General features: G+C 66.9%; 21 protein-coding genes. 10 read left to right on the forward strand and 11 right to left on the reverse strand.

What is annotated here, in order from left to right:
- Nucleotides 1–114: 114 nt before the first annotated feature.
- Entirely contained in the window at nt 115–696 is a 582-nt protein-coding gene (locus tag V3328_RS02085) for an EF-hand domain-containing protein (protein ID WP_340327982.1), read from the reverse strand.
- A 145-nt stretch (nt 697–841) separates the two neighbouring features.
- On the reverse strand, nt 842–1726 hold the full coding sequence (locus V3328_RS02090; protein ID WP_340327983.1) for a sulfotransferase domain-containing protein: 885 nt from the start codon (nt 1724–1726) through the stop codon (nt 842–844).
- A 289-nt stretch (nt 1727–2015) separates the two neighbouring features.
- Here V3328_RS02090 and V3328_RS02095 point away from each other — a divergent pair, with 289 nt between their 5' ends.
- Together V3328_RS02095 and V3328_RS02100 are read left to right on the forward strand one after the other, a co-directional pair.
- The gene (locus V3328_RS02095) at nt 2016–2735 is read left to right on the forward strand and encodes a response regulator (protein WP_340328259.1); all 720 of its coding nucleotides are present in this window, start codon (nt 2016–2018) and stop codon (nt 2733–2735) included.
- Nucleotides 2732–4099 carry an ATP-binding protein gene (locus tag V3328_RS02100; RefSeq protein WP_340327984.1) on the forward strand — a complete coding sequence of 456 codons (1368 nt, stop codon included), beginning with the start codon at nt 2732–2734 and terminating at the stop codon, nt 4097–4099. Before V3328_RS02095 ends, V3328_RS02100 begins: the two co-directional genes overlap by 4 nt.
- 30 nt (nt 4100–4129) lie before the next feature.
- Here V3328_RS02100 and V3328_RS02105 read toward each other — a convergent pair whose 3' ends face one another.
- Nucleotides 4130–4636 (reverse strand): hypothetical protein, encoded by a 507-nt coding sequence (locus V3328_RS02105; protein WP_340327985.1) that lies wholly within the window; start codon nt 4634–4636, stop codon nt 4130–4132.
- Between the two features lie 464 nt (nt 4637–5100).
- Here V3328_RS02105 and V3328_RS02110 point away from each other — a divergent pair, with 464 nt between their 5' ends.
- From V3328_RS02110 to V3328_RS02120, 3 genes are all read left to right on the forward strand, one after another.
- The gene (locus tag V3328_RS02110; RefSeq protein ID WP_340327986.1) at nt 5101–6096 is read left to right on the forward strand and encodes a sialic acid TRAP transporter substrate-binding protein SiaP; all 996 of its coding nucleotides are present in this window, start codon (nt 5101–5103) and stop codon (nt 6094–6096) included.
- 203 nt (nt 6097–6299) lie between these two features.
- Nucleotides 6300–6866, forward strand: a complete 567-nt coding sequence (locus tag V3328_RS02115) for a TRAP transporter small permease (protein ID WP_340327987.1) — start codon at nt 6300–6302, stop codon at nt 6864–6866.
- A gap of 15 nt (nt 6867–6881) precedes the next feature.
- Nucleotides 6882–8159, forward strand: coding sequence for a TRAP transporter large permease (locus V3328_RS02120; protein WP_340327988.1), 1278 nt, complete (start codon nt 6882–6884; stop codon nt 8157–8159).
- Between the two features lie 3 nt (nt 8160–8162).
- On the opposite strand, the gene V3328_RS02125 is transcribed toward V3328_RS02120, so the two are convergent.
- Genes V3328_RS02125 through V3328_RS02155 form a run of 7 tightly spaced genes read right to left on the reverse strand, consistent with a single transcriptional unit; the run spans nt 8163 to nt 15209 of the window.
- A complete protein-coding gene (locus tag V3328_RS02125; protein ID WP_340327989.1) occupies nt 8163–9128 on the reverse strand; it encodes a dipeptide ABC transporter ATP-binding protein in 966 nt (321 codons plus the stop codon).
- Nucleotides 9125–10150 (reverse strand): ABC transporter ATP-binding protein, encoded by a 1026-nt coding sequence (locus tag V3328_RS02130; protein ID WP_340327990.1) that lies wholly within the window; start codon nt 10148–10150, stop codon nt 9125–9127. The genes V3328_RS02125 and V3328_RS02130 overlap by 4 nt, the downstream gene beginning before the upstream one ends.
- A gap of 38 nt (nt 10151–10188) precedes the next feature.
- Complete coding sequence (locus V3328_RS02135; RefSeq protein ID WP_340327991.1) at nt 10189–11127, reverse strand: hypothetical protein; 939 nt, start codon at nt 11125–11127, stop codon at nt 10189–10191.
- 5 nt (nt 11128–11132) lie between these two features.
- On the reverse strand, nt 11133–12029 hold the full coding sequence (locus V3328_RS02140; protein ID WP_340327992.1) for an ABC transporter permease subunit: 897 nt from the start codon (nt 12027–12029) through the stop codon (nt 11133–11135).
- A 4-nt stretch (nt 12030–12033) separates the two neighbouring features.
- Nucleotides 12034–13044, reverse strand: coding sequence for an ABC transporter permease subunit (locus tag V3328_RS02145; RefSeq protein ID WP_340327993.1), 1011 nt, complete (start codon nt 13042–13044; stop codon nt 12034–12036).
- Between the two features lie 6 nt (nt 13045–13050).
- Nucleotides 13051–13560: a GNAT family N-acetyltransferase gene (locus V3328_RS02150; protein WP_340327994.1), complete on the reverse strand. Its 510-nt coding sequence runs from the start codon at nt 13558–13560 to the stop codon at nt 13051–13053.
- A 56-nt stretch (nt 13561–13616) separates the two neighbouring features.
- Entirely contained in the window at nt 13617–15209 is a 1593-nt protein-coding gene (locus V3328_RS02155; protein ID WP_340327995.1) for an ABC transporter substrate-binding protein, read from the reverse strand.
- Nucleotides 15210–15550: 341 nt separating this feature from the next.
- Here V3328_RS02155 and V3328_RS02160 point away from each other — a divergent pair, with 341 nt between their 5' ends.
- Nucleotides 15551–16795: a D-alanyl-D-alanine carboxypeptidase family protein gene (locus tag V3328_RS02160; protein WP_340327996.1), complete on the forward strand. Its 1245-nt coding sequence runs from the start codon at nt 15551–15553 to the stop codon at nt 16793–16795.
- A gap of 13 nt (nt 16796–16808) precedes the next feature.
- Here the strand turns inward: V3328_RS02160 and V3328_RS02165 are convergent, their stop codons facing one another.
- On the reverse strand, nt 16809–17036 hold the full coding sequence (locus V3328_RS02165; protein WP_340327997.1) for a sulfurtransferase TusA family protein: 228 nt from the start codon (nt 17034–17036) through the stop codon (nt 16809–16811).
- Nucleotides 17037–17260: 224 nt separating this feature from the next.
- Between V3328_RS02165 and V3328_RS02170 the strand changes: the two genes are divergently transcribed.
- The 4 genes from V3328_RS02170 (at nt 17261) to V3328_RS02185 (ending at nt 22543) form a co-directional block, all read left to right on the forward strand.
- Complete coding sequence (locus V3328_RS02170) at nt 17261–19060, forward strand: long-chain-acyl-CoA synthetase (RefSeq protein ID WP_340327998.1); 1800 nt, start codon at nt 17261–17263, stop codon at nt 19058–19060.
- Between the two features lie 220 nt (nt 19061–19280).
- Nucleotides 19281–19829 (forward strand): DUF924 family protein, encoded by a 549-nt coding sequence (locus V3328_RS02175; RefSeq protein WP_340327999.1) that lies wholly within the window; start codon nt 19281–19283, stop codon nt 19827–19829.
- An 82-nt stretch (nt 19830–19911) separates the two neighbouring features.
- Entirely contained in the window at nt 19912–21315 is a 1404-nt protein-coding gene (locus tag V3328_RS02180) for a lipopolysaccharide biosynthesis protein (protein ID WP_340328000.1), read from the forward strand.
- A gap of 34 nt (nt 21316–21349) precedes the next feature.
- Entirely contained in the window at nt 21350–22543 is a 1194-nt protein-coding gene (locus tag V3328_RS02185) for a GNAT family N-acetyltransferase (protein WP_340328001.1), read from the forward strand.

Below are 22543 nucleotides of genomic sequence, written 5' to 3' on the forward strand. Positions count from 1 at the left end.
GTGGCATCGGGGAGGCAAAAAAAAGCGCGACCCGGACGGGGGCGATGGCCGGGCCGCGCATTTCCCTCCTGCCTGTCTGCGGGAGCAGGAAGGAAACTGAAGGTTCAGGATGGATCAGTTGTCGTCGTCTTCCTCGTCGTAGCGGCCGTGGCTGAAGCCGCCGCGGTGAAAGTCCGGGCGATCGTCGATCGACAGGGCGCCGTCCTCGTTGCGGTCCAGGAACCGGACGATGCGGGTCGTCGGCCCGTCGAATTCTTCCTTCGTGATGACGGCGTCGCCATCCGGATCGAGAAACTGGAAGGCACGCACCGCGACCGGTTGCGTCAACTCCCGCAGCAGCGAATCGAACTCCTCGAGCGTCAGCCTTCCGTCGCCGTTGGCGTCGTGCTTGTCGAACTGGGCGGTCCGCGCGCTGTCTATCTCTGCGTCCGTCAGCCTGCCGTCCTTGTCGGCGTCGGCAAGCTGGAAGGCCCGTTTCATGATCATCGGGCCCATCATGCCGTGGGCGAACATCGGGTTGCCGGTCATCGGGCCCGGTCCGCGACCGGCCGGGCCGCGGGTATGATGATAGCGACCGCTGCACTCGGAATCCGAAGCGCGCTCGCAGCGATCGCTGCCGGCGTTCACAGCCGAGGAGATCCCGATGACGGCCATGACCGCGCCCAGGGCAACGATTAGGGAAGTCGAGGTCTTCATCCGGTCGCTCCGTGTGGCGTGCGGTCGTTGGCCTCAATATGAAGGGGAACAAGTCGCAAGAGTTTGTCCGAACGGCCCGAATGTGTATCGAATTGTATCAGGGGGCACCGTCCTGCCAGGACCCGTCTCTCGGGCCTGCGGAAGGTTATGACGAGGAATGGGCTGCGATCACGGACCCGCTCAGGCCGATGGGGGCAAAGTCCACCGACGGGTAGTAGCTGGCCTGCCTGACGATCCGGGCGCGCTGGGCTTCGCTCAGCATCCTGCCCCGACCGATCTCGGCGCGGTTGAAGAGGCTGTCCCTGGCGTCGGCCGCAGCGATGGCGCCGCGAACCTCGCCGCGCGCCGCTGCGATCCCGAGGCGGTCCAGCAGTTCGGACACGATGGCGACCGGATCCGCATTCAGTTCCTCGTAGTTGAGACGCACGGCATCGGCGCAGCCCGTCCAGCTCACGTAGAAGTCCATGTACCAGGGCACGGCCATGTCGACGAGAAAATCGAGGACCTGTTCGTCGGGAAGGGACCGCAGTTCCGGCGTCACGAAGGCCTGCGGGATCTCCGGCCAGCGATGCTTGACGTGATCGAGCAGGCTCACGACGCTGTCGAAGATGTCGCGCACCAGAACCACCGGCTTCATCCGGAACTGGTCGACAAGACGCTGCGTGTCGTCGTGGTAGCGCACGTGGTGCTGGGCGACGAAGTGGCCGAAGCTTGCGCGGGCGACCCGCCAGGCGGAGAGTTCCTGCTCGCCGCGGCCGGTGCTTTCGGTGATCCAGGCGGACTTGATGCCCGGCAGTTCGGACAGGATGGTGCGCAGCCATGTCGAACCGGACTTCGGGAAGCAGGCGAGCAATATGCGGTGGCGAGGGCCCAGCATCCGCTGCACGCGGCAGGCGCCGCGCAGAAGTTCCTTCTCGATGTGCCCAAGTCCAGCGTTGCCGTAGGTCTCGACGAGGCCGGCGACGGGCCGCCGACTCGCTGTTGCCGCAAGCCGGTCCCTGCCCGTATTCCAGCGATGTGTGCCCCTCAAGGGCGCGCTTCGACGGAGGTAACGGCGGAGGTTGCGGATCCGGCAGCGCAGCGTGGCCCTGCGGTCCGCAGGGGTGTGCGGCCGGAGCGGGAGCGTTTGCCTCCGCCGATCGGGCAGCAAAATCCGGAAAGGGCTCGTGGCATTGCTATCCCCACATAACGATTGACGACCCAGCCCGAAGTTCAGCAGATAGCGGATCGACAACACAGCGTCGACGAAAAGATGACGTTGTTACAATATATTACACTTTCCCGCCCAACGATTTGACGCGCGGATGTATCACACCGAAATGGAAGGCAAGCCGCACATTCTGGTCGTGGACGATCATCGCGACATCCGCGAGCTGGTCGGCCGTTACCTCGTCAAGAACGGCTTCCGCACGACCACGGCCGAAAGTTCGGAAGACGCCCGCAAGGTTCTGCGCAGCGCGGCGATCGACCTGGTCGTGCTCGACATCATGATGCCGGGAGAGGGCGGCCTGTCGCTGTGCCGCTACCTGCGCGAATCCACAGCGGTTCCGGTCATCCTGCTGACCGCGATGGCGGAGGAGACCGACCGGATCGTCGGACTGGAAATCGGCGCGGACGACTATCTGACCAAACCCTTCAATCCCCGCGAACTGCTGGCCCGCATCCGGTCGGTGCTGCGGCGCACGCAGTCGCTGCCGCCGACCCGCGAGCCGCCGGGCAAGGGCCGCTACCGGTTCGAGGGCTGGATGCTCGATCCGGCGAGGCGCGAGCTGACCGGCACAGACGGCGTCGCGGTGCCGCTGTCGACCGGGGAGTTCCGGCTGCTCGTGGCTTTCCTGGACAGGCCCGGCGTGGTGCTCAGCCGCGACCAGTTGCTCGACATTACCCGCGGCCGCGAGGCGGCGCCGTTCGACCGGTCGATCGACAACCAGGTCAGCCGGCTGAGACGCAAAATCGAGATCGATCCGAGGTCGCCGGAACTGATCAAGACGGTGTGGGGCGGCGGCTACAGCTTTTCCGGCAGCGTGGAACGCGAATGAGACTGCCGCCGCGAAGCTTCACCGGCCAACTGGCGCTGCTGCTGTTCCTGGCCCTGGTCGTCGCGCAGGTGGTCGCCTTCCTGCTGTTTGCCGGGGAGCGCATGCGGGTGGCGCGCCAGGCCTATCAGGAGACGGTGGTGGAGCGGGCGCTGGTGCTGCGGCGGCTGCTCGTCGACATGCCGGCCGGGCTGCGGCCGCGGCTGCTCGAGGTCGCCAGTTCGCGGTTCGTGCGGTTCTGGACGAGCGACCAGCCGCAGACCGGCAATGGCACGGATCCCGCCTCCCGCTATCTGGGCACGGAGCTTGCCAAGGCGCTCGACCTGCCGAGGCGCAGGGTGCGCGTGGCCGTCGGGTTCGACGCCGACGACTCACGCTGGTGGAATCCGTTCGACACCACCCCGCCGCCGCCGCCGCAGATCGGCTGGTTCAAGGCTGCCATCGGCATGCCGAACAACGAGTGGATGAACATCGCAACCGCGCCGCCGCCTGATCCGAGGCCGTTCGGCCGGGCGCTGTTCATCAGTCTGGGCCTGTCGACGATCGCGACGCTGCTGGCTGCGGTCCTGGTTGCCGGCCGGATCGTACGGCCCATGAAGAGGCTTGCGGAGGCGGCGGACAGGCTCGGCCGCGGCGAGGCGGTCGGCGCATTGCCGGAAACAGGTCCGGACGAGGCCCGCCGGTCGGCCCGCGCCTTCAACGAGATGCGCGAGCGCCTCGACCGGTTCGTCAGGGACCGCACACAGATGCTGGCTGCGATATCGCACGACCTGCGCACCCCGATCACCAGCCTCAGATTGCGGGCCGAACTCGTCGACGACGAGGAGACGCGCGACAAGCTGATCGAGACGATCGAGGAAATGCAGGACATGACCGAGGCAACGCTGGAGTTCGTGCGCGCCGAGCGCACCGAGGAGGACACCCGGCCGGCTGACCTCGCCGCGCTCGTCGACAGCCTGGCGGCGGACCTGGTGGAGATCGGCTACGACGTGGAAGTGTCGGCCGAGGGCGTGCGGCCGGTGGTGCGCGGGCGGACCGTGGCGCTGCGCCGGGCGATCCGCAACGTCATCGAGAACGCGGTGCGCTACGGCGGCCACGCCCGGGTGACCGTCAGCGTGCCCGACGGCGCCGCGCCGAGGGAGGCCCTGATCGTCATCGAGGACGAGGGGCCGGGCCTTCCCGATGCGGAACTCGAGCGGGTCTTCGAGCCGTTCGTGCGCGGCGAGACGTCACGCAGTCGCCAGACCGGCGGGATCGGGCTTGGTCTGGCGGTCGCCCGCACGATCTTCCGCTCGCACGGCGGCGACATCAGGCTGCGCAACCGGGAGGAAGGTGGCCTGCAGGCGGTGTTGTCGCTGCCGGTCTAGCTTCCGGCGCCGGCGGCAGCGCCTCCCCGTTCAGTCGAACTCGAACGAGTAGGTCAGCGTGAAATTGCCCTCGTCGACGAGCGTGCTCCTGATCCGGATCGCCAGCAGGTCGCCCTTGCCGATCGAGACGACCTTGCTCTTCTTCGTGGCGCAGTCGCCGGTCCCCGTCACCTTGCAGGTCAGGACCGTGTTCGCACCGTTGATCCTGAGGTTCACCCGGAGATTGCCGCTGACGGGAATGGTCTGCGTGACGACGTGGACGCGCAGGTTGCTCAGGTCGCCGGCAGGCATACGGACCTGGACGGCGGTTTCGCCCTGTCCGGTGGAAGGATAGTCCGGCGGCAGGGCCGTCGTCATTCCCGGCGACGTGAAGATGGTGTCGACGTTGGGCCCCTGATTGAAGCCGCCGGTCAGTACCTGGGTGCCGTTGTCCAGCGCGGCAGCGGGCGCTGCGGCAACGAGCGTGAGCGCAAGCCCGAAACCGAGCGCTGCGGCGGTCGAGCGGACCGCAAGACGTGAAACGTGCGAAGCAATCATCAGTATGCCCCTCCCAAAGGTTTTCCCACGACAGTCCCGGACACCCGGTCTTCGGGCTCCGGCAAACTGCCGTTTGACAATCCTCGCGTGATAGCAGGCGAAGCACCCCGCGTCCCCTCACAATCGCGACAGGGCCGAGCGGCCCGATGAGACGGCACGGCCAGGTATCCAAGGCGGGAGGTCCGAAGCAGCCGAGGGCCGCCTGACCCATCGGGAGCCAGGGCCCGGCCCGGTCCTGCCAGATTCCGTCTTGCCCGAATTTGTCATATAACTATACTAACCATATCCGCAGTTCATAATGTCACATGGGCATGGCTGCGACCGGAACCCGCCGTCGTGGCGGGACGAGCAGGAAACAGGCGTTCCGCAGCGGCCGCCGATCCGGCGGAAACGCGTCCGGCAGGAGACGCATCCGCGGGCCGGCATCCAGAAGACCGTCCGGGACGCCCAGAGGGAGGAAACAAATGGATCGTTCAATCGATCGACGTATCGTTCTGGGCATCGCCGCGGGCATCGTCGCCGGCGCCGGGCTGCTGGCCGACCACGTCTCGGCGGCGACGGACCTGAAGTGGGCGCACGTCTACGAGGAGGGCTCCGCCTATCACCAGTGCGCGCTCTGGGCGGCCGACGAGATCAAGGCGAAGACCGACGGGCGGGTGAACATCTCCGTGTTTCCGGCCTCGTCGCTGGGCAACGAGGCAGACATCAACGAAGGCCTCACGATCGGCTCGGTCGACATTATCTACACCGGGCCGAACTTCGCGGAACGCGACTACGGGCCGATCGCCATCTCCGACTACCCGTTCATGCTGAAGGACTACGCGCACTGGCAGGCCTATCGCGACAGCGACCTCTTCAAGGAGCTGTCGGAAGGCTACAAGGAGGCGACCGGCCACACCGTGATGGCGATCACCTGGTACGGCTACCGGCACGTCACCTCGAAGTTCCCGATCACCAAGCCGGACGACATGAAGGGCCTGAAGATCCGGGTGCCGGATTCGCCGGTGATGGTGATGTTCCCGAACGCGGTCGGCGCCAATCCGACGCCGATCGCCTTCGCCGAGGTCTACCTGGCCCTGCAGCAGGGCGTGGTCGACGCGCAGGAAAATCCGCTGCCGACGATCAAGTTCAAGAAGTTCTACGAGGTCCAGTCGAACATCAACCTGACCGGCCACATCGGCAACTCGCTGATCATCATCGTCTCGGACAGCGCGATGGGCAAGATCGGCGACGACGCCGGCGTCGTCGAAGAGGTGATGAAGGCGGCCGCGGCCAGGTGCGCCGACGAGATCAACCAGGCCGAGACGGACCTGAAGCAGTGGTTCCGCGACCAGGGCATCGAGGTCAACGAGGTCGACAAGGACGCCTTTCAGAAGGCGGTCCTGCCGATCCTGACGGACGAGTCCCGGGTGCCCTATACCCGCGACCAGTTCGACCGGCTGCAGGCGCTCGCGAACTGAGCCGGGACAAACCTCGGCTGCAGGGTGCCCGTCCCACGATCGTCTCCTTCCTCGAGGAGGAGGGTGGGATGGAGCAACGCGTTCCGAACCTGCCGCTCCACCCCCACCCCGACCCTCCCCTATCAAGGTGGAGGGAGTCACCTCGGCCGACGCTTCCCGATCGAGGGGAGCAGCCCCAGCCGGTGTTACGCCAAGGATCTTGAATGGGCCAGGGTAACGAAAACGACCGAGCGCGCCCGCACGCGACCTCCATCGCCGTCGAGCCGGAACAGACCTCGATCGCCGACATCAGGTGGATCGACGCGCCGGGAATCCTGGTGTTCTGGGTGCTGGCCATCGTCGTGTTCCTGCAGTTCTTCACGCGCTACGTGCTCAATGACTCGCTTGCCTGGACCGAGGAGGTGGCGCGCTATCTGCTGATCCTCGTCTGCTTCCTGGGCTCGGTCAGCGCGGTCAAGCGCGGCAGCCACATCGCGCTGGAGTTCCTGATGCGGATGGTGCCGCCGGCCTGCGCCAAGGCGCTGTCGGTTGTCTCGGCGGTCATCACCTGCGGCATCTACGGGACGCTGACCTGGATCGGCATCGAGCTGACCCAGAAGACCCGCCAGAAGATGGTGACCCTGCCTGTGCCGAAGGCGTGGATCTACACGATCTGCGTCGTCGCGCTCGCCGTGATGACGGCCTACGCGGCGGTCTGGGCGTGGCGCAAGCTGCGGCGCTCGCCCGGGCAACTCGTCGCCGATCTGGACCGGCACCTGACAACCGACTGAGGGGCCGCCCGCCAGATGTCCATCCTGCTGATGATCGCGCTGCTGTTCGTCCTGATGATCATCGGCGTGCCGGTGGCGGCGGCGCTGGCGCTCGCCTCGCTCGCCTTCGTGGCGACGAATGGCATGCCGCCGATGATCGTGCTCGCCAACATGGTCAACGGCGTCAACTCGTTCCCGCTGATCGCGGTGCCGTTCTTCATCCTCGCCGGCAGCCTGATGAACACCGCCGGGATCACGACGCGGATCTTCAACTTCGCCCGCGCCGCCGTCGGCTGGATGCATGGCGGGCTCGGCCACGTCAATGTCGGGGCGAGCGTCATCTTCGCCGGCATGTCGGGCGCGGCGGTGGCCGATGCCGGGGGACTCGGCAACATCGAGATCAAGGCGATGCGCGACGCCGGTTACGATCCCGACTTCGCGGTCGGCATCACCGCGGCGTCCTCGACCATCGGCCCGATCATCCCGCCGTCGCTGCCGCTGGTGGTCTACGGGGTGATCGCCGACACATCGATCGGCCAGCTGTTCGCCGCCGGGCTGATCCCGGGGCTGCTGATGGCGTTCTCGCTGATGCTGATGGTCGCCTGGTACGCGCGCCGTCGCGACTATCCGCGCGACGAGCGTTTCAGCCTGCGCTGGTTCGCGCTCAGCTTCCGCGACGCGTTCCTGCCCCTGATGACGCCGGCGATCATCATCGGCGGCATCATCGGCGGCGTGTTCACGCCGACGGAGGCCGCGATCGCCGCCGTCGCCTATGCGATGCTGCTCGGCCTGCTGGTCTACCGGACGCTGAACTGGCGGAACATCCTCAGAGTGTCGATGGACACGGTCGAGACGACGGCGGCGATCATGCTGATCGTCGCCGCCTCGACGATCTTCGCCTGGATCCTGACCGCCAACCAGGTGGCGCTGCATTTCGCCAACGGCCTGCTCGGCATCACGGAAAACAGGATCGCGCTGATCCTGCTGATCACGCTGATCGTGCTGGTGATCGGCTGCTTCATGGAGACGATCGCCGCCATCACGATCCTGACGCCGGTGCTGCTGCCGGTCGCGGTGCAGCTCGGCATCGATCCCGTGCACTTCGGCATCATCCTGATCCTCAACCTGATGATCGGGTTGCTGACGCCGCCGGTGGGCATGGTGCTCTACGTGCTCTCGAAGGTCTCCGGCGTGCCGTTCGAGCGATGCGTCACGGCGACCGCGCCGTTCCTGGTGCCGCTGGTCGCCGTGCTGCTGCTGCTGACTTTCGTGCCGGCGCTGTCGATGTGGCTGCCGACGCTGGCGTATCGGTAGCGGCTAATCCGTCACCGCGAAGCAGGCGACCCGCGCGCGGCCGTGCGGCTCGAGCTGCGGGACCTCGACGCGGCAGCGGTCGAAGGCGAGCGGGCAGCGCGGGTTGAACGAGCAGCCGGGCGGCGGGTTGATCGGCGAGGGCAGTTCGCCCTTCACCGCCACGCGCTCGGCGCGGCGCCTCGGGTCGGCGACCGGCGTGGCGGCGAGCAGGGCGCGCGTATAGGGGTGGCGCGGCCTGTCGAAGATCTCGTCGCGCGGGCCGACCTCGACCGGCCGGCCGAGATACATGACCATGATGTCGTCGGCGACGTGGCGGACCACCGACAGGTCGTGCGAGATGAACAGGTAGGCGAGGCCGAACTCCTCCTGCAACTCGGCGAGCAGGTTGAGGATCTGCGCCTGGATCGAGACGTCGAGCGCCGACACCGGCTCGTCGAGGACGAGGATGCGCGGGCGCAGCATCAAAGCGCGGGCGATGGCGACACGCTGGCGCTGGCCGCCGGAGAACATGTGCGGATAGCGGCCGTAATGCTCGGGCCGCAGGCCGACGCGGGTCAGCATGTCCAGCGCCTTGCGCCGCCGCGTCGGCGCGTCGTCCTTCGTGTTGATGACCAGCGGCTCCTCCAGCGTGGTGCCGATCTTCTTGCGCGGATTGAGCGAGCCGTAGGGATCCTGGAAGACGATCTGCACGGCCCGCCGCAGGTCCTGCGGGTGCGCGGCGCGGTCGCCGGTGACGTCGACGCCCTCGACGAGCAGGCTGCCACCGCTCGGCGCCTCGATCATGGTGACGAGACGGGCAAGCGTCGACTTCCCGCAGCCGGATTCGCCGACCACGGCGAGGGTCCTGCCCGCTTCCAGCCTGAAGCTTGCGCCGCGCAGCGCCTTGACCTCGAGCGGTCCGGAAAACATCCCGCGTCCGATGGCATAGGACTTGGACAGGTCGCGTCCCTCGAGAATCGCTTCGCTCATGCGTTCGTCTCCTCGGGCGCCGCGGCCAGCGACCCGTCCGGATCCGGATGGCCGGTCGGCCTGCCGTGATCGAGCGGATAGTGGCAGAGCGCCTCGCCGAACTCCCCGCCCGCCCGCGGCGGCACGACGGTCCGGCACAGGTCGGTCGCGAACCGGCAGCGCGGGTTGAACAGGCAGCAGGCCGGGCGGTCGCCCTGGCCCGGCACGACGCCCGGGATGGAGGGCAGATGCCGCCCCGTGGCACGCTCCGGCAGTGCCGCCAGGAGAGCGGCCGTGTAGGGATGGTGCGGATCCTCGAACAGGCCGTAGACCGACTGCCGCTCGACCTGCTGGCCGGCATACTGCACCACGACGCGCTCCGCCGTCTCCGCGACGACCCCCATGTCGTGGGTGATCAGCACCAGCGCCATGCCGGTGTCGCGCTGCAGGGCGACCAGCAGGTCGAGGATCTGCGCCTGGATGGTCACGTCGAGCGCCGTCGAGGGTTCGTCGGCGATCAGCAGCTTCGGCCGGCAGGCGAGCGCCATGGCGATCATCGCCCGCTGCGACATGCCGCCGGACAGCTGGTGCGGGAAGGCAGACAGGCGCCGCTCCGGTTCGGGTATGCCGACCTCGCGCAGCAGTTCGAGCGCCCGGGCACGGCGCTCCTTGCGATCCAGACCGAGATGGACGCGCAGCGATTCCTGTATCTGGAAGCCGATGGTGAAGCACGGATTGAGGCTCGTCATCGGTTCCTGGAAGATCATCGCGATCTCCTTGCCGACGATGTCGCGACGCTCGCGTTTCGAGATCGTCAGCAGGTCGCGGCCGGCGAACGCCATCCGGTCGGCGGTGACGGTGGCGGTCCAGGGCAGGAGCCCCATCAGCGCCAGCATGGCGACCGACTTGCCGGATCCCGATTCCCCGACGATCGCCAGCATGTCGCCGGTGCCGACCTCGAAGTCCATGGAATCGACGGCACGAAAGCGGCCGGATGCCGTCTGGAACTCCACGGTGAGGTTGCGGATCTCGAGGAGGGGCATCCCAAGTTGATCGTTCAGGGCCATATCCTATATACTGCTCATGACCGTGGAGGCTTGGATGAATCCGCCAGACCCGAAGCCGACTTCGAGCGAGATCGTGATTGACGAGCGTTCCGGACCGAAGCCGGGCTATTAGCGGCTACGACAGTATCTCTCTGTCCGGCCGGAACCTCGTTTTCTTCCAAGGACGCTGTTAGAGCCGCAATCGCTTCGCTGGCCAGACGCTGCGCCTTTTTGATCATGCCTAAGTAGTCGACATACATCTCCAGCTTGATGGCGGGACTTTTCCCGGCAAATCCTTCCCCGTGCATGTCGTCAATGAAATGCGAAACAGAGGCCGCCTGCTTGTAGTAGGCGACCGTGGGTGCGATCACGCCGTGCGGCAGGATGTGAATCTCCGCAATAACGGCGTCGAACACTTTCGAGGTCGAGTCTCGCGGTACGAACGGCGTGAAGCTTTCCTGCTGCAGGCGCTCCCTCATCGTTGCTGCGCTCCTCTCAAGATCGACCCCGTAGAAATGGTCAAAGTTGCTCTGGATCTCCGCGAGCAGGGCGGACTGAATGTCCCGGATCTTCTCGTCGCGCAGTTCGGTATCGCGCTGGCGGCTGTTCTCGTGAGCCACGAACCAGCCGATCATCGTGAAAACGGCTGCGGTCAGCGCGCTGGTAAGAAGGTAAAGGTCACGCGGGATGGTCACTCCGCCGTTGCCATACGCAAACAAGATGTAATGCAGGATGATCAGCAGCCAGGCGAGCAGAACGGTGGCGAACGCCATCAGCCCCCACCCCCAGGCCTGGTCGCGGAAGGATCGAGGGCCGAATCGCCGCCCGAGCAGTCCCACGATCGCCGCGGCCACGAGCGTCGCGAGCAGCGGTACAAATGCTATCTCGAGGCTGGTCACACCGGTGGTCGAAGCCGTTTGAGGCGCGGCCGCCGTCGGTACGCTTGTCGACTGCACGAGGCCTGTCTGCGCCATCGCACTCAGCTCCGCTTCAGCTTCGGGTCGAGGGCGTCGCGCAGGCCGTCGCCCATGACGTTGATGGCGAGTACGGTGATCAGGATGGCGAGGCCGGGGAAGGTGACGACCCACCAGGCGCGCAGGATGAACTCGCGGGCTTCGGCCAGCATGGTGCCCCATTCCGGCGTCGGCGGCTGGGCGCCCATGCCGAGGAAGCCGAGGGCCGCGACGTCGAGGATGGCGTTGGAGAAGGACAGGGTCGCCTGGACGATCAGCGGCGCAGTGCAGTTCGGCAGGATGGTGCTGAACATCAGCCTGAGCGGCCCGGCGCCGGCGACGCGGGCGGCGGTGACATAGTCGCGGTTGCGCTCGCTCAAAACCGCGGCGCGGGTGAGCCGGACGAAGTGGGGCTGCAGGACCACGGCGATGGCGATCATCGCGTTGACCAGTCCCGGCCCGAGGATCGCCACCAGCACCAGCGCCAGCAGCAGGCTGGGAAAGGCCAGGATGACGTCCATGACCCGCATGATGACGGTCTCGACGGGCCCGCGCAGGAAACCGGACAGCAGTCCCAGCACGATTCCCGCCGACAGCGCCAGAACCGACACCGCCGCGCCGATGAACAGCGAGAAGCGCGCGCCGAAGATCAGCCGCGACAGCAGATCCCGGCCGACGGCGTCGGTGCCGAGGATGAAGCGCGGATCGGATCCCTCCTGGAAGAACGGCGGCTTCAGGAAGGCGTCGCGGAACTGCTCGTCGGGATCGAACGGGGCGACGAAGGGGGCGAAGATCGCGACAAGGACCATCGCGACCAGCACCGCCAGGCCGACGACGGCACCGCGGTTCTCGCTGAAATAGTACCAGAACTCGACGAGGACCTCGAGTTCGGCACGGCGCGGGGCGGGAACGCTGTCTGTCACGGGCCTACCTGTGATGCCTGATGCGCGGATTGATGAGACCGTAGAGCAGGTCGACGAACAGATTGACGATCATGACGATGGCGGCGATCAGCAGAAGCCCGCCCTGGACGGAGGGATAGTCACGGCGGGAGATCGAATCGAGCATCCACTTGCCGACACCCGGCCAGGAGAAGATCGACTCGGTCAGGATGGCGCCGGCGAACAGCAGGCTCGTCTGCAGGCCGATCACGGTCACGACCGGGATCAGGGCGTTCCTGAGCGCGTGGATGCCGATGACCCGGCTCGGCGCCAGCCCCTTGGCCCGCGCCGTGCGCACGTAGTCCTCCGACAATACCTCCAGCATCGCCGAGCGGGTCTGGCGGGCGATCACGGCGAGGGGGATGGTGCCGAGCACGAAGGAGGGCAGGATCAGGTGCGAGACGGCGGACTGGAAGGCGCCTTTCTGACCGGACAGCAGGGAATCGATCAGCATGAAGCCGGTGACCGGCTTGAAGAAGTAGATGAGCGAGATGCGGCCGGAAACCGGCGTCCAGCCGAGCCAGCCGGAGAACACGATGATCAGCAGGAGCGCCCACCAGAAGATCGGCATCGAGTAGCCGACCAGCGCCGTCGACATGACCGTATGGTCGAACGCCGAGCCGCGCCTGACCGCCGCGACGATGCCGACGGGCAGGCCGATCACGACGGCGAACATCATCGCGCACAGCGACAGCTCGACGGTTGCCGGAAACAGCATCAGGAACTCGGTCAGAACGGGCTTCTTGGTGACGATCGAGTTGCCGAGGTCGCCGTGCAGCAGGGCGTTCAGGTAGGTCAGATACTGCTCCCACAGGGGCCGGTCGAAGCCGTAGGCCCTGAGGAGCTCCTGGTAGCGCTCGCCCTCCACGCCGCGTTCGCCCGCCAGCAGCAGTACGGGGTCGCCCGGCAGGAGGCGGATGAACAGGAAGGAGACGATGCTGACGCCGATGAAGGTCGGAATGAGCAGGCCGATCCGGTTGATCAGGAAACGCAGCATTTCCGGTCAGCCCGCCCCGGTTCCGGCGATCTCCTTGACCATGCGGTGGCAGGGCAGGGGTACGGGCCCCTCCGGAGTCGACGCGCCATGATCGTGGACGCCGTCGTCGCGCCAGCCTTGCCTGAGATAGAACCTGTAGGCCCGCTCGTTGCCCGCAGCACACCACAGCAGGCAGTCGCGCGCGCCGGTCGCCGCGATCAGGCGTTCGCCCTCGGCAAGCAGCTTCGGCGCCAGGCCGCTGCCGCGAAACGGCCGGGAGACGTAGATGTTGACGATCTCGTTGCCGTCGACCGAGACGAAGCCGGCCGCCACGCCGTCGACTTCGGCGATCGCCGCCCTCCCGAGGATGCCGGGAATGCGGGCGGCCGTGTCGGAGCGGGCCCGATGCCGCCGCAGGGCGTCGGGCGCGACAGCGCCGTGGGCGTCCCACCAGCCCTCGTGCCAGATATCGAGAATCGTCCCGACGTCGTCGCGGCAGGCGGGGCGGAAGCGGATCGAACTGTTGTCCAGGGTCATGCGAGCGGTCGGGGGAACGGGGCGCCGGCCCGGCCGGCGCCCCGTCGTCGCTGCCGCTATTCCTGGATGTCGACGCCGTCGAAGCGGTGGCTTCCCAGCGGATCCATCTTGTAGCCGGAGACCTCCTTGCGCATCGGCATGAACACCACCGAATGCGCAATCGTCGCCCACGGCGCCTGGTCCTTGAACACCACCTGCGCCTTCTCGTAGAGCTCGGCGCGGGCCTCCTGGTCGCTCACCACCTTGGCCTTCTGGACGAGGTCGTTGAACTCCTCGTTGCACCACTGGGCGCGGTTGGAGCCGCCGACCGCGTCGCAGCCGAGCAGCACGGCCAGGAAGTTGTCCGGGTCGCCGTTGTCGCCGGTCCAGCCGAGCAGCACCGCGCCGTCGCGGTCCTCCGCCTTGGACAGGTCCAGATACTCGCCCCATTCGTAGGAGACGATCTCCACGTCGACGCCGACCTTGGCGAAGTCCGCCTGCATCAGTTCGGCCATGCGGCGGGCGTTCGGGTTGTACGGCCGCTGCACCGGCATCGCCCAGATCTTCATGCTGAGGTCCGTGACGCCTTCGTCCTCGAGCATCTTCCTGGCGGCCTCAGGATCGTACGGGTCGTCCTCGATCGCCTCGTTGTAGCTCCACATGGTGGGCGGGATCGGGTTCTTGGCCGCCTGGCCCGAGCCCTGATAGACGGCCTCGAGGATGGCATCCTTGTTGATCGCCATGTTGAGGGCCTTGCGGACCTTCGGGTTGTCGTAGGGGGCGACCTTGGTGTTGTAGGCGAGATAGCCGACGTTGAGGCCCGGCTGCTCCATCATCTGAAGGTCGGCTTCCTGCTTGATCGACTCCAGGTCGGCCGGGTTCGGATAGGGCATGACGTGGCACTCGCCGGCCTTCACCTTCTGCAGGCGGACGGCGGGATCGGTGGTGATCGCGAAGACCAGATCGTCGATCGGCTGCTTGCCGTCCCAATAGTCGGGGTTGGCGGCGTAGCGGATCACCGCGTCCTTCTGATAGGCGACGAACTGGAACGGGCCGGTGCCGACCGGTTCCTGGTTCAGCATCTCCAGCTTGCCCTCGGACTGCAGCTTGTCGGCGTATTCCTTCGACAGGATCGAGGCGAAGTCCATGGCGAGATTGGCGATCATCGGCGCTTCCGGCCGGTTCAGCACGAACTTCACCGTATGATCGTCGACCTTGTCGATCGACTTGATGAGATCCGGCATCGACATGCCGTTGAAGTACTCCCAGGCGCCGCCGGCGTAGGAATAGAACGGGCTGTCCTTGTCGAGCTGCCGGCTGAACGAGAACACTACGTCGTCGGCGTTGAAGTCGCGGGTCGGGGTGAAGAAGTCCGTCGAGTGGAACTTCACTCCCTGGCGCAGATGAAAGGTGTACTCGAGCCCGTCGTCGGAGACCTCCCAGCTTTCGGCGAGACCCGGAATGGTGTCGGTCGTGCCGCGCTCGAATTCCACGAGCCTGTTGTAAATCGGCTTCGAGGAGGCGTCGAAGGTGGTTCCTGCCGTGTACGGGGCGGGGTCGAAACCTTCGGGACTGCCTTCCGAGCAGTAGACCAGCGTCTTGGCCTGGGCGGCGCCCGCGAAAAGGGCGGCCATGGCCGTGGTGGCGAGCAGCGTTTTCATTATGTTCATCGCTGAATTCCTCTCTGTTCTCTCGTTCGCGGCCGCATCCTGTCGAAGGGATGCGGAGGCGATTGGAGGAATCGGTACCACGTCCTTGCGCGCGGTGAAATGCCGATATGGTGTATGCCCGGCCGCCACGGCCGGATACCCGCACCGGCCGGCCGGAGACTTGGCGTGTGCTGCGAAATGCGTCGGACAGACTTGGCGGAATCTTTCCGTTCCGTAAGTCTAGGCCGTCGGGGCGGTGGCGCCCGGATATGCTCAGCGGGAAGGTGCGAAGCGGCCTAAATTTCGGCGGAGCGTCAGCGTTCAACCTTTGCGTCTTGCACTGAATCCCGCTAACAAGGGGCATGTTGTCGCGCGCACGCACATATTCGCTCGAGGCGCGGCGGGGGCTGGTAGCCACACTTTCCAGTGCCTTGGTCGCGCTCGTCATACTGGCAATCCTGCCGTCGCACGGGCGGGCCGGCCCGGCCCTGGTGTTCGACACCCGGACCGGGGAAGTCCTGCATTCCTACGGCGCCTTCACGCCCTGGCACCCCGCGTCGCTGACGAAGCTGATGACGGCCTACGTGTCGTTCCAGGCCATCCGGCAGGGCTCGGTCAGCCTGCAGACGCCGGTTCGCATATCCGCGAACGCGCTGGCCCAGCCGCCGAGCAAGATGGGTTTTGCGGTCGGCACCGAGATCAGCCTCGAATACGCCCTGCGCATCCTCATGGTGAAGTCGGCGAACGACATCGCCGTGGCGGTCGCCGAGACCGTCGGCGGCAGCGAACCCGCCTTCATCTCGATGATGAACAACACGGCGCGGCGGCTCGGCATGACCGACACCTACTACGTCAATCCGCACGGGCTGCACGATCCCCAGCAGAGGACGACGGCCCGGGACCTGGCGTTTCTGACGCGCGCCCTGATCCGGGATTTCCCGCAGTACCAAGGCTTCTTCGAACTCGCCTCGATCCAGGTCGGCCAGAGCGTCCTGAGGAACCACAACAAGCTGATCGGCCGGTTCCGCGGCGCCGACGGCATGAAGACGGGATATGTCTGCGCGTCGGGCTTCAACATCGTGGCGACCGCGACGCGCGGCGGCCGGCGGCTCGCTGCTGTGGTGATGGGCGGCATGTCCGGCGCGAAGCGCGACGAGGTGACCGAGCAACTGCTTGAGGCGGCGTTCCAGACCGGCGGCGGCTTCAGCCTGTTCGGGTCCGGGCGGCCGAACATCGACAGCCTGCGGCGGCCCGCGACCGTCGGTCCGCCGGTCGACGTGCGGGACTATGTCTGCCTGAAGAAGACGCCGCCGGCCGAGATCGCCTCCTTCGGCATGGAAGCGACGGCGGTGGCCGCCGGAGGCGATCCCTCCGCCATCGTCGGCGCCTCGGCGGCGGGAACGGGCAGCGCGCTGGCGCTGACGTCGGCGCAGGTGATCAATCTCGGCGCGGTGGCCTCGCCGGCCGAGCCGGCGGTGGCATTCGACGTGCCGCTGCCGCGCCCGCGCCCCTCGAGCACGGCGGTGGCGCCCGGCGTCGCGCCGCTCGTCCAGTCGGCGCCGTCGCAGCCGGCGGGCATCCGTCCCCTGCCCAATCCGCTGCGCTGAAGCCCGCCGGAATTCAGCGCGCCTTGCGCTCGATGACGAACGTGTAGACGCCCGCGGATTCGGATTGCTCGACCAGCGAGTGGCCGGTCTCGGTGCAGAAGTGCGGGAAGTCGATCACCGAGGCGGGATCCGTCGCCTCGACCGTGAGCAGCGCCCCCGGTTCCAGGCCCGACAGGACCTTCCTCGCCTTCAAGACCGGCAGCGGGCACAGCAGGCCCTTGACGTCCAACAGGTCTCCCACGACCGAACACTCCAGCAGAACCGAATCCCGTATGGATGGGAAACACCACGAACCGCCGGTGTCAAACTCCATCTGCGGCCCGCACCGGGCATCGGCCGAGCAACGGCGCTGCGGCCACCCTTTTTGAGGGGAAACCTTTCCTGTAGAGTCGCGCGCCGGCCGCCGGAGCCGCCCGGACGGCCGCCCAAGACGACGAAGCGGCGAGAGGATTCGCGGGGAAGGTCATGCCGCTCCTGGAACGGCTGCGCAGCGAGTACATCTATCTCACCGGCTCGATCCGAATCCTCGGCAAGGTCTCGCCGATCGTCAAGAACCGGACCCGGACCTTCCCGGACGTGCTGGACGATCTGGCCGACAGATACGCCGACAACGTCGCGCTGCTCAACGACCGGACGCAGCTGACCTACCGGCAGCTGCTGAACCGCTCCAACCAGTACGCGAACTGGGCCCGCTCCGTCGGCATCGGCAAGGGCGACGCGGTCGCGCTGATGATGCACAACCAGCCCGAATACCTGGCCGTCTGGATGGGGATCATCAGGGTCGGCGGGATCTGCGCGCTGATCAATACCAACCTGACCGGACGGGGGCTGGCCCATTGCCTCAATCTGGTCAATGCCCGCCATGCAATCGTCGGCGACGACCTGGTCGCGACCTACGAGACGGCGCTTGCCGATCTCGATCCGGTGCCGCAGCTCTGGATCTCCGGGAAGCCGGGGGCAGCGGGCGAGTCGATAGATGCGGTGCTCTACGACATGCCGGAGGAGGCGCCGGCCAAGGAGACCCTGCCCGATCTGACCATCGACGACCCGGCGCTGTACATCTACACGTCCGGCACCACCGGACTGCCGAAGGCTGCGGTCATCAACCACTACAGGGTCCAGGCGATCATGGCCGGCTTCGCGGCGCTGTGCAATTCGCGCCCCAGCGACCGCATCTACGTCGCCCAGCCCTTCTATCACACCGCCGGCGGGGTGCTCGCGCCCGGCATCGTGCTGATGAACGGCGGCTCGTGCTTCATGCGCGACAAGTTCTCCTCGCGGCAGTTCTGGGACGATATCGTCGCGTATGACTGCACCATGTTCCAGTACATCGGCGAGTTGTGCCGATACCTGCTCAACGCGCCGCCCAGTCCCAACGAAACCCGGCACAAGATCCGGCTGTGCAACGGCAACGGGCTCAGGCCCGACATCTGGATGCAGTTCAAGACCCGGTTCCGCATCCCGCAGATCATCGAGTGGTACGCGGCGACCGAGGGCAACGTCTCGCTGTTCAATCTCGACGGCAAGCCGGGGGCGGTCGGACGCATCCCGAAGTGGCTCGAAAAGCGCTTCATGACCAAGATCGTCCGCTTCGACGTGGAAGCCGAGACGGTGGTGCGCGGGCCGGACGGATTGTGCATCGAATGCCGGCCCAACGAGGTCGGCGAGGCGGTCGGCAAGATCGTGATCGATCCGAAGGCCCCGTCCCAGCGCTTCGACGGCTATGCCAACAAGGAGGAGACCGAGCGCAAGATCCTGCGCGACGTGATGGAGAAGGGCGACGCCTGGTTCCGCACCGGCGACCTGATGAAGAAGGACGACCTGGGCTACTTCTATTTCATCGACCGGATCGGCGACACGTTCCGCTGGAAGGGCGAGAACGTCTCGACCTCGGAGGTCGCCGAAGCCATCAACGTGTTCCCGGGCGTGCGCGAGGCGACGGTGTACGGCGTGGCGGTCGAGGGACATGACGGACGGGCCGGCATGGCGGCGCTGGTCGCCGACGAGGATCTCGACCTGAACGGCCTGCTGGAGCACATCAACTCGCAGCTTCCCGCCTATGCGCGGCCCCTGTTCCTGCGCATCCGCAAGGAGATCGAGGTGACGGGAACCTTCAAGCAGAAGAAGACCGATCTCAGGAGCGAGGGCTTCGATCCGGCCCGCACCGCCGACGACCTCTACTTCAACAATCCGGAAACGGGTCGGCTGGAGCCGGTCGATGCCGGCCTCCACGACCGCATCCAGGCCGGATCGTTCCGCATCTGACGTTCTTCACCATAGCCGGAGCCGCAATGGTGCGGTGCGCAGAGCGGCATTGGTCAGCGCCGCGCCAGTGGAGCGAAATTGAAAGCTCCACTAGAAACAGTTAGTTGCTAGTGGTCCGATTCCGACATTTGCTCTCGGACTCGCTTCGGCGAGATGCAAATGTCGGAATCGGACCACCAAGGGTCTATCTTGCCGGCCGAACCGCAGAGGACAGTGCCCGATGACCGATCTGCCGACCCCGTTCGACGTTCTGGATTTCTGGTGGAGTGCCGGATACGAGCAATGGTACGCCGGCGGCGAGGACTTCGACGGCCGGTGCCGCGACGCATTCCTTCCGCTGCTGGAGCACGCGTCCGGCGGCGGCCTCTCCGACTGGGAGGGAACGCCCCACGGCGCGCTCGCGCTGCTGATCGTCCTCGACCAGCTTTCCCGCAACATATTCCGCGGATCGCCGCGCGCCTTCGCCCAGGACGAGCGGGCCCGCGGCGTTGCCGAGCGCGCGATCGCCGCCGGGTTCGACCGGGCCTATCCGGCGCCGGCGCGGAACTTCTTCCACATGCCCTTCATGCATTCGGAGGACCTGGACGACCAGGCCCGCTGCTGCGACTACTTCCGGGTGCTCGGCGACAAGGACTCGTATTACTACGCCCTGGTCCACCTCGACGCGATCCGCCGGTTCGGCCGGTTTCCCCATCGCAACAAGGTGCTCGGGCGGGAGACAACCGCGGAAGAGCAGCAATACCTGGACACCGGCGGATTTGCCGCCTGACCGCCCTACCGCTGCCGCAGAGCCGGTGTCCAGGCGCTGATCGCGGTCCAGAGAGCGCCGGTTCCGGCGACAGGATGAACTGGTGAACGACATCGCCTCCGCCGGCAGACCCCCCGACTCCGCACCGCCGCCGGAGGCCGGAAGCGGCCGCGTTGCGCGCCTGCGCGAAGCGCTGGCCGACATCCTGCGCGGGGAGACGGACCGGACGCTGGCGCAGCGCACCGCCTTCCTGGCCTTCGCCATCCGCGCCTCGAGCGCGGCCATCGCGCTCCTCTCGCAGATCCTGCTCGCCCGCTGGCTGGGCAGCCACGAGTATGGCATCTATGCATTCGCCTTCGTCGCGATGGTGCTCGTCGGCGGCCTCATCCCGCTCGGCTTCCCCGCCTCCGGGCAGCGGTTCATTGCCGACTATTCCGAGAGCGGACGGACCGAACTGCTGCGCGGCTTCCTGTTCGGCAGTCGCGTCTTCGTCGTGGCATTCGGGACGGCCGCCGCGGCGGTCGGCATGCTCGGCATTTGGCTGTTCGGAGACCAAATCGGCGGGGACTACCGGCTGCCGCTGTTCCTGATCCTCGTCTGCCTGCCGGCCTATGCGCTGACGGACATGCAGGACGGCATGGCCCGCAACTACGGCTGGATCGACCTGGCGCTGGCGCTGCCCTACCTGGTCCGCCCCCTGATCATCCTGGCGATCGTCGGCGGCACGATGCTGGCCTACGGCAGGGCCGATGCCGTGACGGCCGCCTATGCGCTGATCGCGGCGATCTGGGTCACCGGAATGACCCAGCTCGTCCTCCTGGAGGTTCGCCTGTCGCGGCGGGTTCCGCGCGGCGGGCGCGCCTACGACTGGAAGACGTGGCTCGTCACGTCGCTGCCGATCTTCCTGGTCGAGAGCTTCTACATGCTGCTGACCAACACCGACGTGCTGGTCCTGTCGATCTTCGAATCGCCCGACAAGGTCGGCATCTACTACGCGGCGGTGAAGACGCTGGCGCTGATCTCGTTCGTCCCGTTCGCGGTGACGGCGGCGTCCTCGCACAAGTATGCCGAGTACGGGGCGTCCGGTGACCGGCAGCGGCTGGAAGGCTTCGTCCGCGACACCGTGAAATGGACGTTCTGGCCGGCGCTCGGGGCGACGCTGGCAATCCTGGTCGCGGGGCGCCCGCTGCTGTGGCTGTTCGGCCCCGAATTCGTGGTCGGCTATCCGCTGCTGTTCGTCCTGGTGATCGGGCTGATGGCGCGCGCCACCGTCGGGCCGGTCGACCGGGTGTTGAACATGCTCGGCCAGCAGAACGTCTGCGCGATCATCTACGCGGGCGCCTTCGCACTCAATCTGGTGCTCAACTTCTCGCTCATACCGATGTTCGGCATGGCCGGCGCGGCGTGGGCCACCAGCATCGCGCTCATCGTCGAATCGGCGCTGCTGTTCCTCGCGGCACGGTCGCGGCTGGGACTGCACGTATTCATCCTGGACAGGAGGAGGTAGCGGGCGCCCCGGCGCCTGCTCCGGCGAACCCGAGATGTCGGCCCCAGGCACAAGGAACTCCGCTCCCGGCGCAGCCGAATTCGTGGTGAGCCTGGTCGGCTGGGACCGCATGGATTCATGCCGCGAGGAATGGAAACGCCTTTCCCGGCGCGCGGTGGAGCCGAACGTCTTCTACGATCCGGACTTCGCGCTGCCCGCCGGGGCCGGCCTCGGCCTGTCCGGCGACCTGCTGGCGCTCCTCGTCTGGCGGGAGGCGGGGCACGGCAGCGGCTCGGAAACACGGACGCTGGCGGGGTTCTTTCCCTTCGTCCCGAAGCGCCGCTGGGGCGTGCCGATGACGGTCGGCGAAGCTCTCATCCATCCCTATGCCATGTCGTCCGCGCCGCTCGTCGATGCGGCGGCGGTGGACGACGTGCTGCGGGCGTTCCTCGGCTGGCTGAACATGGCGCGGCAGGCGCCCGCCGCATGGCTGTTCGGCTTCCTGCCGGGCGACGGGACGCTGCATGACAGGCTGTGGGCGATGGCCGAGCGCTCCGACATGGCGGCGCGTCCCTATGACGGGCACGAACGCGCGGTCCTCGACACCGGCAGCCTGTCCGGCGACTACCTGGGCGACGCGCTGAGCGGCAAGGCCCGCAAGGAGTATGGCCGGCTGCGCCGAAGACTCGGCGACCACGGCAACGTCACGGTGACCCGCGCCACCGCCCGGTCCGACGTCGATGCGGCGATGGCGGAGTTCCTGTCCCTGGAAGCGTCGGGCTGGAAGGGGCAGCGCGGAACGGCGGCTGCCTTGTCGGCACCGGTCGAAGCAATGTTCGGAGACATCGGCCGGGGACTTGGCGGCGGTGGCGAAATCCGCATCGACGCCCTCAGGGTCGACGGCAGACCGATCGCGATGACGGTGAGTTGCGGCCGGGCGGAAAGCTGGTGGCTGTGGAAGATCGCCTATGACGAGGGGTTCGCCGCATTCTCGCCGGGCGTGCTGCTCGTCCTCCACCTGACGCAGAATGCGCTGAACGCGAATGTCCGCGTACGCTACGACTCCTGCGCGCTGCCCGGGCATCCCATGATCGACAGGATCTGGCGCCAGCGCAGGCCCTATGCCGACCTGCTGCTGGTGCCGGGGCGCAGCCGCATGAAGCGGGGTCTCGCCGTCAGGCTCGAGTCGCTGCGGCGGACGGCGGAGCAACGGGCGCGCGACCTGCGGGCCTTCGCCGCCAGGGACTAG

This window comes from Microbaculum marinum (assembly GCF_037855135.1).
Lineage (GTDB): Bacteria > Pseudomonadota > Alphaproteobacteria > Rhizobiales > Tepidamorphaceae > Microbaculum > Microbaculum marinum.